A 12177-nucleotide genomic window follows, 5' to 3' on the forward strand; every position below is an offset into this window, starting at 1 on the left:
GTTTCATTGGAGAATTCAAGTCGTTTTCTAATAATTAATTATATAGCGCAAAGATGAACTTATTAAAGTAAGTTTTTCGGTACGTTGAGAGATAGTCTTTTATACTAACCTGCCCGTTAGCTGAATGAAAAAAGCAGCCCGCTCAACGTCTATGACTAAGGCAGCCTGTTTTAGTTAGCAGTCTAATTCAGAGTTAATAAGCTTCCTACGGGATACTGATATGAATCGTATTATTATCGGATATCCATTTAACTTCCGCCCCTAATGTTTCAGAGATGAAGCGAATTGGCACCATCGTAACATAATTGATGATCTTCGGTCTTAACTCATCCCGTAGAGGATTACCATTCACTTGAATTCCCTCTGACGGAGCATGAATTTCAATGATAATATCATCTTTCTTAATTACACTAGTGAAGCTACCTTGATCCCATTCAATTGTAGCTCCAATGTGTTCAAAAACTCCGCGCAGTGGTACATAGCTAATATTATTTACTATGATCGGTGGTACAACCAAACTTAGTGTCTCATCATTTAACTGCACGTTGATGGGTGCTTTAATAGGCTCAGGTTCGGATGTTTTGCCAAGCGGATCTACGGTCCATTTCAATACAGTTCCGTTTTCAAGTAATGCATACTGACCCTGAAACTGACTGTTTGCAATGTCCACAGCATTATTAATTCCCGGTACTTGTACTGCCGTGTATCTAGGCTTATCCAAGTAACTGTCCCACATCCATACTGTGCCATCATCTTTAATTAGGCTAAAAAAAGTCCCGGTACCGCCAGCCACTTGCTGGACTCCATCCGCACCGAGTACTTTGGATGGACTCAGCAGTTTTCCAGGAGTAGGATATAGCTTCGAGTTGTTCCACGTCCACAAAGTACCGTCTTCTGTTAGAGCAGCAGCTCTCTGTCCTAATGTTACAATCTCTGTAGACTTCATCAACCCACTTATTATTGTCGGCTTCCTTAGTTTGTCTGGGTTTGTTTCGTAAAGCATAGTCCCCCAAACATGTACATTTCCTTCGATATCAAGCATCATCGCTGAACCATAACCCGTTGCAATTGACATACCTAAAGGAAACTCTTCTATCTTTATAGGTTTAAAGGAAGGAGTATTAATTCGGTCTGTCCTCCCCCATTGCCATACTGTACCGTCTGCTTGAAGCGCAAGGCTCTGATTACCTTCGGCTACGATGGCTTTTATATTACTCAAACCTTCTACCTCTACAGGTTCCAGTACTGTTTCATCTGATGCAATATCAAGTCCAAGTTGCCCATCAACATTTGAGCCAGTTGCCCAAACAGTGCCATCTTTTTTTAAGATAAGTGCATGTTTTGTTCCACTTGCGACATCGACTACACCATCAATCTTCATTTGCACTGGAGACTCAGACGGAACCGTGTAACCATTACCAATTAAACCACTATTTCGCGTACCACCCCATACCCAAACTGAACCGTCCTTTTTAACTGCATAAACGGCCCATTCTCCTGCGGCGATCGCAGTAATATCAGATAGAAGCTTCTGATTCTGACTAGAGTATTCAGTAGCGTGCAAGACATTGGGCATGAAGAAAATAGTCATTGTGATCAACAAACTTATTAATGTGGATTTTACACACCTATGTGTTCTCATGTAAGACACAAAACCATCCCCTTTCCGAAAAATTTCAAGTCATTCTGATCAAGTTAACGTTTGAGGAAAGGGATTTGTTACAACTATACATTTTTTTCTGATTGAATCTTCGGTCCCAGAAATCAATCAGGGTTAACAAGTGAAATAATGAACCACGTAACAACGAGTTGATCAATAGACCTCTTTTATATTGACTTAACGTTTTCCGTTAACGTAAATGAACAGTCACCGCTTAATAGAGCAGTATTCCAAGTAACAAAGTCGATAATTTTAATACTTATCAACCGTTCAATTAATTAAATATTCACTTTATTAAGCGAATGGTTTAAACCAAATTTTGATGAAAAAATAAACAATACGAATAAAGATTTTGAAAGGAGAGTGAAACGATATATTCCGGCAGATATATTCTCGGCTTTAGCTGATCCTACAAGACGTAAAATTTTGGAAATGTTGGCGAGCCACGACGGATACCCAGCATCGGACATTCACAATCAATTCCAGTTCAGCCCGCAGCCTATTTCTCAGCATTTAAAAATTCTTCGCGAAGCCGGGTTGGTGCACGTGGAGAAAAAAGCGCAACAGCGCATATATCGCTTAAATACTCATGTAATGGTTGAATTAGAAGAATGGGTCCATAACATGAAACAGCGTTGGAGCAGCCGACTGGACACACTCGATGATGTGTTGAAGGCTGAAATCGAAAAAGCTGAAAATCAACCATAAAGAATAGGAGAATTGTCCGGTGAATGCAAATCCTAACAAGCACGATATGGTCATTACGCGCGAGTATGATTATCCGGTGGAACTATTTTGGAAGGCTTAGACGGATCCGACGCTTGTCATGAAATGGTGGGGGCCAAAGAACTATATTTCGCCTCGATGCGAGATTGATTTTCGTGAAGGCGGGAAATACGTGTTCTGTATGCGCGCTCCGGATACATACGGCGGCATGGAGTCGTACACGGCAGCGTGTATAAGAAAATCATGCAGATGGAACGGCTTGAATTCACTTCATACTTATCCAACCGAGACGGAAACGCCCTCGATCCAGTTCAAACGGGCGTCCCGTCGGATTTTCCACGGATTATCGAGTTCGTTATTGAATTCATCGCTAAGGGTGAACGAACTGAGTTTAACATTATGGAGTACGGTTGGACGGCCGGAGAGATGCTGAAAAACGCCATCATAGGGATGAATCAGTCTTTAGATAAGCTTGCGGAAAATTTGAATGAATTCTAATCAAAAATTCATTGGTCTCACTCGCAAGTCATGAGGGATCTCAAGCGGCCGAGATCAATGAAGTTTGTGTTTCTGCAGTGCTTTTATAATCTAAAAAAGGTAACATTATCAAAAAAGAATCGAGGCGAATTAGATGGGTAAAATTATTGCATCGGTTAGCTGTACTTTGGATGGAATCTATACAGGACCGCAAGGTGACGAGAACAACATGGTGAGCTGGGCAATGCCCGGAATTATTGACTCCACCACCGACAATCTAATGATGTTCCAGAAAGCTGATGCAATCTTGATGGGGCGGGTTAATTACGAAGGTCTTGCGAGCTTTTGGCCATTCCAGGATGGAGAGTTTGCCGAAGCAATGAACAAGACTCTCAAGTATGTCGCCACGAGTAATCGCGAGGTAACGGAATTACAATGGGGGGACTACAGCGACACAATTTCACTTCTAGCCGGTGACTTAAACGAACTTGTAGCTGCGCTTAAGAACGATATTGAAGGTACGATCATTGTTCCGGGTAGTGCTGGCCTGGTACAGAGTTTACTAAACGCAGGTCTTGTTGATGAAATTAATATGATTATCCACCCTATTATTCTCGTGAGCGGTAAGCGATACCTTGATTGTATTTCAGTAAGATATGACATGAAGCTCATTAGAACACAGCTTTATGAATCGAGCGGTTCTATGAGACTTTGTTATGAGATCAGTAAGTGATCAAGTAACGCTAGTTCCATTCATGTTCAAAATCGGCGGTCAATATTCGGGATACTTACCGGTAATTTCCGAAAACGCCCTTAGCAAAAATCCCGAATAGTGACACTTCCTGTCTACGAGTAATCTTTAAGATCCACCGCCACATCGTCAGACCTCATCTAACTGATCTGCCGTTAGTTTAAACCATATTCTCCATGCAGGCGCTATCCATTTCGAATCAATGATCTCCATTGTATCTAACTGGAGAACGACCGATGATTTCAGCAATAAAATGAAATAAAATAACCTGGTGATTTGTACTACTAATGAAGTTATAAATACCTGTAGTGGCTTTAAGTTTAACGTCGTTAGCTGGTCTCTTCTTTTGCTTTTCCACGTGCCGCCTCTAGAATATTTTCACCATATTCGATTCTCCCTGACGGGAAGTTCCATGTATTCTTAACAGATACTTTTGTTTTCTTTGATCATAAGCAAACACCGCTTATTATACTAACCTGCCCGTTACTTGAACAAAAGCAGCCGATCACGTTGATCAGCTGCTTTCTATGTTATTGAGCTATCGTTTCCCGTTTGTTGAATAAATATAACTGTGTCGATATTTGAGAACTTCACGTTTCACTAAAGATAAATTGATCATCAGGATTCCAAACGTGCAGATGATCAGCACGGTATCCACGTAACCATAAAACACCGTTAATTCGTCTAAGATAAAACCCTTTTGGGAAATCTTCGTCTTCAGTTAGTATCTCCGATGCAATTGTGATGGAGCCCACTGGAGCTCTATGTGGCTGAATAGGATTTCCCGAATAACCTTCAGGCTGATCAAGATACACTAGTCTTAGATGAGGCCCTAGCTCTAGCGGGCACAATTCCAAATCTAATTCACTTGCTCTTTCAAAGATCTGACTCGTAGTAGCTCCATCAGGAAAACCGAGTTTTTTAACGGTTAATTCTACGGCCTGCAGACTGCACTTCGTATCAGAAGTTGTAAATTTATCATCGGCTATTAGTGCCTCTCCTAATTCATTCATCAAGATAGAGTTCTGCTGCAATTTCTGGTTAAGTTGTGTTTTTGTAAGTCCGCCAACCTGTACTGTCCTCTTAATCATTTCACAATTGGGGTATTTCTCATTTTCGATAAGCATTCGTAATCACTCCTAACATATTGGGTTGGGCTTAAAACCGATATAACATATTGAATTTAAATATTCTAGACTTCCACATACGTTTCCTTGTTGAACCTGAACTCCGTTATGATCAAAATCAGCTAATCACATTGACCAGCTGATTTCTTTATATTATTGAACTAAGGTATCCCGTTAGCACAATTATCCGTTAGCTTAATGAAAAAGGCAGCCGTAGTTAGGTGAAGTGACCCCTTAAAGTTAGACAAATATTATTATGCAACCTGTTTGGCATGAACTCGGTATTGTACCGGGCTCATGCCTTTTAATTTTGACTTGATGCGTTTGTGATTGTAGTAATCGATGTATCGTGCTAGTTCTTGCTTGAAGTCATCTACACTTTCAAACTCATTATGATAGAGAAATTCTGACTTCATAATGCCAAAGAAGTTCTCCATTACTGCATTATCGTAGCAATTTCCTTTGCGTGACATGCTCTGGATTATCGCCCGTTCCTTCAAAGCATGTTGATACTGCTTCATCTGGTAGTGCCAGCCCTGATCCGAATGCAGGAGGAGCTTATCCTCATTGGATAAGCGTTTAAAAGCTTTATTTAGCATGTCGGAGACTAATGAATAAGTAGGGCGAGATCCTACTGTGTAAGTGATAATTTCACCGTTAAATAAATCTAGAACAGGTGATAGATAAAGTTTTTCTCCAAACAACTTAAATTCCGTAATATCGGTAACCCATTTCTCATTTGGTTTTTCTGCCTGAAAGTTACGATCCAGTACGTTTGGTGCAATTTTACCCACTGTTCCTTTATAGGAACGATATTTTTTTATACGCACTACTGATTTCAGGCCTAATTCTTTCATGATACGCTGTACTTTTTTATGGTTAACTCGGTGTTCACGATTAACTAGTTCATCACGGATACGACGATAGCCATAACGCCCCTGATGTTCCTCGTAAATGGATTGAATAAGGAGTTTCAGGTCTGCGTCTAGATCGGGCTTGTCAAACTGTTTCACCCAGTAATAGAAGGTGCTACGTGGGACTTCAGCGAACGCTAGCAATGCAACCACCGGGAATTCAAGCCTTAATTCGTAGACTACTTGCGCTTTGTCTTGTTTGGTGATTTTTCCTTGTTTTGAACTAAGGCATTCAACTTTTTTAAATAAGCGTTTTCCATACGTAAACGTTCTAATTCAGCTTGTAGAACTTCGACTGATTCATCGGCAGGTTCTAGCTTCTTCGTCATATTTTTGTTCGTATTTTTCATGAGTGGACGCCCCTTTTTCTTTGATTTCAGGCCGTCCATTCCATCCTCATTGAATTGAATACGCCATTTTCTAATAATCCCAGGAGAGGGTATATTGAATATGACCGCAGCTTCATTTGGAGACGTCCCATTCTCGTTCATATAGGTGAGTACGTCTAGTTTAAATGTCTTAGTGTAAGCTGTATAGCTCTTTTCAAAAGCTTTGACGCCGTGATATTCGTATTGCCTAATCCACATACGTAAAGTTTCATGATTTATCCGTAATGATTTTGCAATACTTTTGACTCCTTCAGCACCATTCTGATATCTATGAATGGCTTTCAATTTCTCATTTAAACTGAATTTAGGCAAAAAAACTGCACCTCCATTGTTAGTGTGTCTAACAAATGGGGTGCAGTTCAGGCTGCCTTTACTTAAATGGGCTGTTCCATTTTTTTTTCAAGTGTGCTGTTCGGTGAGATACGTTTTGACTGAAGGAGCTTTATATCTCGAGAACTGCTTAAGAATCCCTTCCGGAGTATCATCTGTAATGACCATAGCACGATATTTCGACTGCATGAAATGGTCGCGTTCCATAGTATCAAACATGGATACAAGTGGATCAAAATATTGATTGATATTCAGCAATCCACATGGTTTTTGATGTAATCCTAACTGGCCCCATGTAAAGATCTCAAGATATTCTTCTAATGTTCCAGGTCCACCAGGAAGAGCAATAAATCCGTCTGCCAATTCAGCCATCTTTGCTTTACGCTCATGCATGGAATCCACCATTATCAGCTCTGTTAAGCCTGTATGCGCTATCTCACGATTTTGGAGAAATTCAGGGAGTACTCCAATAACAGAACCTCCATATTCCAGTACAGTATCAGCAACAATTCCCATAAGTCCGACATTAGCTCCACCGTAAATTAGAGTGATTTGGTGTTTGGCAAGCTGTTGGCCTAATTTAACTGCGCTATCTTTATAAATTGAAGAAGCTCCTTCACTAGAACCACAAAATACAGCGATTGATTTCATAACCCATCCCCCGTTTACTTTAAATTTTCTGAGTAACGCGCCTGAAGCTTTTGTTTATGCGATATCAGGATATCTTCAAGTGATATATCATATTTATTTGCGATCACAATGAGATTCCCTAAAACATCTCCAAGTTCTTCTGTTAATTCAGATTTATTTTCTTGAAAAGTGCCTGCAATCTCATCTGGACGATCTCTACCAATCTCTAGTGCACGAATTGCACGAGCTACTTCTCCGGTTTCCTCAGCAAGAAATCCGATACGGACAAAGATATCCAAGTCTGACCAGTTACGGTACTTGTAATACTCCTTCACCCATTGTTGAAATTCAATTATATCCATGTTTCCCTCCGATATAATAAGATTACACGATCTCAAAAGTCCGAAAATAATAATACCATATTTAAATTTAACAATCTATTTAGTCAATTTCCTTGGTTGCATTCTGTGGGCTTAATGATTGAACTAACCTGCCCGTTAGTTTAATATCTTGGTACAAAAGTATCAACGACTCGAAAAGTTTGACATACCAACATTAAATCATCACTAAAAGTAAGATTGTATAAACTAAGCTCCCACGTAAAAAATTTGACGTGCTCTTCATACCAGTATGTATAACTCAAATCACCTTCACCTTCATTTTTCGCAAATTCAGCATTCACTTCATTCATTTTGAGTAGTTCAACATTGGTGTATTGAATAGTGGCTGCAGGTTGATTGCTTCCGTCTAATACAATATTGTATTGCCCCTGTTTAGGTGGCTCCTCGTTTTCAAACTCATATACACAATATGCAGCACATGTTGCTGTTTTTATGCCGTCAACAACAAGCTTCGCTAACGCATCGCCCATCTCCTTAGAACCATCTCCAAACATCCCAGCCGCAGGAACTTCTAAATTCAGGTTTTCTTTTTGAGCATACAACTTCCAATATTGTTCAATTACGTTTTTTGTCATGATGTTCTCCCCCTGTTGTGATTCTTCCAGATCAATTTGATATCTGGGGTTGTCAGTATCAATATGAATTACGAAATCTGGCCTTACTCCGTCCTCCTCATACTGTGAGGGCTATTTTCAAAATAAGCGCTTCTCCTAACTTGAGTAATTAATTTCATTCTCAATATATCATTGTTCAACTAACCTGCCCGTTAGCGTAATGAAGCTGCCGGTCCAACACAGGCAGCCTCGCAGAACGGTGAAAAGAAGTGCCCTTGTTGTCTTCACCAAATACCTCTATAATAATTATCGAATTTAAAGATAGTGTAGGTATCACAGATACCGATTTTCGAAAGGAAGAATCAACATGAAGAACAAAATTATTGCCGGACTCCTATCAACTGCTTTACTACTTAACCCATTAGCTGCTCATGCAGATGAGGCAGTTCATCTCAATGGGAAATTGGTTGATGGTCGAGTATTTATGCCTTTGAGAGCAGCGGGTGATCAGATCGGCGCAGTAACAACTTGGAACCAGAAAACTAAAGCTGCAACTGTTAAAAAAGATGGAAAAGTGTTGGAAGTAAAGCTAGGGGAATACGTTAAAATGTTTGACAATCGAGTGTACGTCCAGTTTCGAGAGTTTAATGAAACATTCTTTGAGCAAGACCATATCGTCTGGCATCCAACTGATTTGGTTGCTAGTTCAGAACACATCACTGTCGATATTGGAACACTGGATAATGCCCAAGCCTTCAAATTGGTGAAACCTTTATTCAGCAAACACGAAGACTCTAAGGAATATTTTGAAGATAAAGACAACTCATACTACGGTCTTTCAATCTCTTACTCTGGAACTGATAAAGCAGTAGTAACCGTTAGCACTGGACAGAAAGACGAGTACGGAAGGTACATTTTCATATGCTCATACAAAGTTAACGTAAGCAAGTATAGCTCTGGTTGGAAAGTCGTCTCCTACAATTACACCAAAACGGAAATTCCTGACTGGGTTTATTCTTAATAGAACCAACGCGGTACAAGACTTCTGGAGTCCTTAAACAGGCTCCTTTTTTATTTATATGTATAATAACTTATAATTTTCAGACCACACGCTTGTCGCCAGCAGGAACTATCTTACTCGTTAGCTTAATAAGTACATCAATCCAGCAACTGCAAACAAACAGACAAATAATAACAAAGGATGTAATAGATATCAATAAATATTTACTTTAGATCAACAAGGATACAATAACGTATGCAAATATTTGTATTAAAAATACAATGGCCACAAATTGAATAACAATGTTGTTCCTTGCAACAAGATCATGCATTAAATCCATAACAATTTGCCAAGGCCTGGACAATACATCCCATGAATTCCACCGATTAAATCTCCCAATGTATACGCCCAAACTACTCAACATTAAAATAAAGCCTATAACCATCATGTTAATGTATTTACTGAATAACTTGTTTAACGCACCATGTATTTGAATGATCGAGCACGTGGAGAGAAGTAAGCCTAGTATGGCTACAGCAAACGTCAGAGTGAGGTTATACCAAAAATCAATATTAAGCCAAAATTGTGTTTCTTCTTGAGCATTGAAATATCTGAATGAATGCAGGATTTCAGTAAAAAGGTATGCCGTATTAGGCAAAAAAAATAGCCAACCCGCACTCATCGGCACCATCCAGATCAGACTCCTTTTCGTTAATTTCTTATTGAATGTGTATCTAATGCATGATGAGATGATATATGGTATCCATGCCAGGAACATATTCCAGGTTAAGAATTGATACATATTCGTATCTGATTTGATACGTAAATACATCGCAACACCTAAACAACATAACGTAACCACTAGAAAGGTTAAAATAAATCGAAAATCTTGAACAGGATATTTTTTATCTTTCATTTCGTTGCTTCCATTCCCTTTCCCTAGGGATTTACAAATGCATTATTGTATTCTCCATTATATCCAAGGTTCTTATAAAAGCGGTCTGTCTTATTCAGGATGAACCAATGGTTAGAAATACCTTAACAGTATCTCCCGTAAGCATAGATGCTCAATATTATCTTAAGTTCAAACAAGTATGTAAATGAGCAGTCTTTAACATTTGAATATCCAGATTATAACATGTATTTATTCAACCATCCTGCCCGTCAGCTTAATGAACTAGTGCAGTGAAATATAGTTTGAAGCTTATCTAATCGGTAATCGGATTATGTTCTTGTCTTTGGTTCGGGACAAGAACTTGTACCGATAAAACAAAAAAGCCGCTAAAATAGCGACTACAAATGGGACTATGCTCTTGTCCCCCGACAGTTAATCCAGATACAAAATCTCAATCTCGCCCGGAGCGAAGGATTGCTCTGCGTAATTCCCCCCCCAATCACAAAGCGATCTCAAAATGGGTTCAAGTGATTGACCCAGTTCCGTCGTTGAATATTCCACCTTAGGTGGTACCTGATTGTACATCTTTCTGCGAATTAATCCGTCTGTTTCCAGTTCCCGAAGAGTTTGAATCAGCATCTTTTGCGATATATTATGAACAAGTCGCTTAAGCTCTCCCGTCCGTTTAGGTCCTTTTATTAAATAGTACAGAACAAGCCCCTTCCACTTTCCTCCGATAACCTCTAGTGTAACTTCCAGTTCACAGAAAAATGTTTTCATATCAATGCACCATCTCCCTACCTAAGAATATCCCCTTCATGTATCGCTTGATCCTTCAAGGATCACTGAAGGAAAAATTGAACGTTACAGGGAGGGGATAATACAATCGCATTTAAGTTGATTTAAAAATCTTTGTCGTTTGAACATTATTATGTCTTGGTTAAACTTGAGCTACTCCGCCATCTACGAATAATTCAACGCCGTTCATATAGCTGCTTTCATTAGAGGCTAGGAACATGACAGCATTGGAGATCTCTTCAACCTGCCCCACTCTGCCGAGCGGAATATCATTTTTTGCCTGTTCCAGGATATGATCTAGTTCAGAGCCAAATAACTCATCGTACGCCGGTGTTACGATTGTTCCCGGACTAAGGATGTTTATACGAATTTCGGTCCCTCTCATATCAAGAATCCAGCTGCGGACGAGCTGTCTGATCGCTGCCTTGGATGCACCATAGATACTAAACGCTGGCATCCCCGTCGAGCCAGCAGTGGATCCCGTTAGAATAATCGAACCTCTTTTATTTGGAAACAAAGCTAATGCCTTTTGTACTGTAAAGATGGTTCCTTTCACGTTGACATCGAAAGTCTTGTAGTATTGTGCTTCTGTAATTTCTCCTAATGGAAGGAATGACCCTAGTCCGGCATTTGCAAAGAGAATGTCCAAGTGTCCCTTTTCTCGCTTAACTGTTTCGAATAATATATCTAGATCTTCCGATTTAGATATGTCACCTCGGACACCTGTAACATTCTTTCCGATCTGCTCTACTGCTTCATCCAGTTCACGTTGTCTGCGTCCTGTGATAAAAACGTAAGCCCCTTCTTTTACGAACTGTTGTGCCGACGCGAGACCGATGCCGCTTGTACCTCCGGTTACAACTGCTACCTTCCCGTCAAATTTCCCCATTCTATTAGACTCCTTTTATAATGATTTATATGGTATAGGATGCTCTGTCTGCCTCATGAACCTCCTATGAACGATAGTATGGGGGAAAAGTTACTAGAAAAACAGTACCCACTTTTTTGTGATATAGTCACCAAAAAGTGATAAATGAGGCGGCACAAGCGTTTGTTTTTACAGCCTAACAGATGGAAGTGAGCTCCATTAAGTTTGAGATTGTATATGTGCTTTTAATTTCTGCCGGACTTATTTGTCCGGTTCTGTTGACCCAACAGGTGTCAATGCCCGACTGAAGACCACCTTTGATATCCGTATTTAATGAATCTCCAATGACAAGCGCATCCTTTCTATTAAATTCTGAAATATGACTTATGACGTAATTGAAAAATTCTTCCTTCGGTTTTTGATAACCAATGCTTTGCGAATCAAAGATAACCTCGAAAAAATTATATAGCCCAGACTGCTTCAAGCGTTTGATTTGCGTGTGAGTGCTAGTGGAATAGAAATCTCACTTCGATTGTACCTTTAAATCTTCACCAATCCTCTTCGTACCTTCATAAATGACACCATGGTCATATTCATGATATCAAAATAACCAACATCTGAATGATTTGAAAACTTAGCAGTAGCATCCAAAATGCC

General features: G+C 39.7%; 15 protein-coding genes. 4 read left to right on the plus strand and 11 right to left on the minus strand.

Annotated elements, in window-relative coordinates; translation table 11 throughout:
- Positions 1-205: 205 nt before the first annotated feature.
- Positions 206-1642 carry a stalk domain-containing protein gene (locus M1D71_RS23970; protein ID WP_458127336.1) on the minus strand — a complete coding sequence of 479 codons (1437 nt, stop codon included), beginning with the start codon at positions 1640-1642 and terminating at the stop codon, positions 206-208.
- Between the two features lie 381 nt (positions 1643-2023).
- Here M1D71_RS23970 and M1D71_RS23975 point away from each other — a divergent pair, with 381 nt between their 5' ends.
- The 3 genes from M1D71_RS23975 to M1D71_RS23985 all read left to right on the plus strand — a co-directional run bounded on the left by M1D71_RS23975 (position 2024) and on the right by M1D71_RS23985 (position 3596).
- The gene (locus tag M1D71_RS23975) at positions 2024-2368 is read left to right on the plus strand and encodes a metalloregulator ArsR/SmtB family transcription factor (protein WP_458123984.1); all 345 of its coding nucleotides are present in this window, start codon (positions 2024-2026) and stop codon (positions 2366-2368) included.
- A 246-nt stretch (positions 2369-2614) separates the two neighbouring features.
- Positions 2615-2884 (plus strand): hypothetical protein, encoded by a 270-nt coding sequence (locus M1D71_RS23980; protein ID WP_458123985.1) that lies wholly within the window; start codon positions 2615-2617, stop codon positions 2882-2884.
- 133 nt (positions 2885-3017) lie between these two features.
- On the plus strand, positions 3018-3596 hold the full coding sequence (locus M1D71_RS23985; protein ID WP_458123986.1) for a dihydrofolate reductase family protein: 579 nt from the start codon (positions 3018-3020) through the stop codon (positions 3594-3596).
- A 347-nt stretch (positions 3597-3943) separates the two neighbouring features.
- Here M1D71_RS23985 and M1D71_RS23990 read toward each other — a convergent pair whose 3' ends face one another.
- From M1D71_RS23990 to M1D71_RS24015, 6 genes are all read right to left on the minus strand, one after another.
- Complete coding sequence (locus M1D71_RS23990) at positions 3944-4006, minus strand: hypothetical protein (RefSeq protein ID WP_458127337.1); 63 nt, start codon at positions 4004-4006, stop codon at positions 3944-3946.
- Positions 4007-4204: 198 nt separating this feature from the next.
- Positions 4205-4741, minus strand: coding sequence for a helicase (locus tag M1D71_RS23995; RefSeq protein ID WP_458123987.1), 537 nt, complete (start codon positions 4739-4741; stop codon positions 4205-4207).
- A gap of 254 nt (positions 4742-4995) precedes the next feature.
- Positions 4996-6356 (minus strand): IS3 family transposase gene (locus tag M1D71_RS24000; protein WP_458123988.1). Its coding sequence is split into 2 segments (ribosomal slippage): positions 4996-5900 and positions 5900-6356, totalling 1362 coding nucleotides; the frame shifts between segments, so codons are not numbered across the junction.
- Positions 6357-6443: 87 nt separating this feature from the next.
- Positions 6444-7025: an LOG family protein gene (locus M1D71_RS24005; protein ID WP_458123989.1), complete on the minus strand. Its 582-nt coding sequence runs from the start codon at positions 7023-7025 to the stop codon at positions 6444-6446.
- 14 nt (positions 7026-7039) lie between these two features.
- Positions 7040-7366: a MazG nucleotide pyrophosphohydrolase domain-containing protein gene (locus M1D71_RS24010; RefSeq protein WP_458123990.1), complete on the minus strand. Its 327-nt coding sequence runs from the start codon at positions 7364-7366 to the stop codon at positions 7040-7042.
- Between the two features lie 140 nt (positions 7367-7506).
- The gene (locus M1D71_RS24015; RefSeq protein WP_458123991.1) at positions 7507-7980 is read right to left on the minus strand and encodes an ASCH domain-containing protein; all 474 of its coding nucleotides are present in this window, start codon (positions 7978-7980) and stop codon (positions 7507-7509) included.
- A gap of 346 nt (positions 7981-8326) precedes the next feature.
- On the opposite strand from M1D71_RS24015, the gene M1D71_RS24020 reads away from it, so the two are divergent.
- Positions 8327-8980 carry a stalk domain-containing protein gene (locus M1D71_RS24020; RefSeq protein ID WP_458123992.1) on the plus strand — a complete coding sequence of 218 codons (654 nt, stop codon included), beginning with the start codon at positions 8327-8329 and terminating at the stop codon, positions 8978-8980.
- A gap of 208 nt (positions 8981-9188) precedes the next feature.
- Here the strand turns inward: M1D71_RS24020 and M1D71_RS24025 are convergent, their stop codons facing one another.
- The 4 genes from M1D71_RS24025 to M1D71_RS24040 all read right to left on the minus strand — a co-directional run bounded on the left by M1D71_RS24025 (position 9189) and on the right by M1D71_RS24040 (position 12004).
- Positions 9189-9875 (minus strand): DUF1361 domain-containing protein, encoded by a 687-nt coding sequence (locus M1D71_RS24025; RefSeq protein WP_458123993.1) that lies wholly within the window; start codon positions 9873-9875, stop codon positions 9189-9191.
- 411 nt (positions 9876-10286) lie between these two features.
- Positions 10287-10634: a winged helix-turn-helix transcriptional regulator gene (locus M1D71_RS24030; RefSeq protein WP_019685981.1), complete on the minus strand. Its 348-nt coding sequence runs from the start codon at positions 10632-10634 to the stop codon at positions 10287-10289.
- Between the two features lie 160 nt (positions 10635-10794).
- Positions 10795-11541: an SDR family NAD(P)-dependent oxidoreductase gene (locus M1D71_RS24035; RefSeq protein WP_458123994.1), complete on the minus strand. Its 747-nt coding sequence runs from the start codon at positions 11539-11541 to the stop codon at positions 10795-10797.
- Positions 11542-11716: 175 nt separating this feature from the next.
- A complete protein-coding gene (locus tag M1D71_RS24040; RefSeq protein ID WP_458123995.1) occupies positions 11717-12004 on the minus strand; it encodes an HAD-IA family hydrolase in 288 nt (95 codons plus the stop codon).
- Positions 12005-12177: the final 173 nt, after the last annotated feature.

This window comes from Paenibacillus sp. Z3-2 (genome assembly GCF_054161325.1).

What these genes read in the sequence shown, in the direction of transcription:
- M1D71_RS24025 (WP_458123993.1), bottom strand. Translation starts at nt 9,875, where the DNA reads ATGAAAGATAAAAAATATCCTGTTCAAGATTTTCGATTTATTTTAACC.
- M1D71_RS24010 (WP_458123990.1), bottom strand. Translation starts at nt 7,366, where the DNA reads ATGGATATAATTGAATTTCAACAATGGGTGAAGGAGTATTACAAGTAC.
- M1D71_RS24020 (WP_458123992.1), top strand. Translation starts at nt 8,327, where the DNA reads ATGAAGAACAAAATTATTGCCGGACTCCTATCAACTGCTTTACTACTT.
- M1D71_RS23970 (WP_458127336.1), bottom strand. Translation starts at nt 1,642, where the DNA reads ATGAGAACACATAGGTGTGTAAAATCCACATTAATAAGTTTGTTGATC.
- M1D71_RS24015 (WP_458123991.1), bottom strand. Translation starts at nt 7,980, where the DNA reads ATGACAAAAAACGTAATTGAACAATATTGGAAGTTGTATGCTCAAAAA.
- M1D71_RS23985 (WP_458123986.1), top strand. Translation starts at nt 3,018, where the DNA reads ATGGGTAAAATTATTGCATCGGTTAGCTGTACTTTGGATGGAATCTAT.
- M1D71_RS24030 (WP_019685981.1), bottom strand. Translation starts at nt 10,634, where the DNA reads ATGAAAACATTTTTCTGTGAACTGGAAGTTACACTAGAGGTTATCGGA.
- M1D71_RS23995 (WP_458123987.1), bottom strand. Translation starts at nt 4,741, where the DNA reads ATGCTTATCGAAAATGAGAAATACCCCAATTGTGAAATGATTAAGAGG.
- M1D71_RS24005 (WP_458123989.1), bottom strand. Translation starts at nt 7,025, where the DNA reads ATGAAATCAATCGCTGTATTTTGTGGTTCTAGTGAAGGAGCTTCTTCA.
- M1D71_RS24035 (WP_458123994.1), bottom strand. Translation starts at nt 11,541, where the DNA reads ATGGGGAAATTTGACGGGAAGGTAGCAGTTGTAACCGGAGGTACAAGC.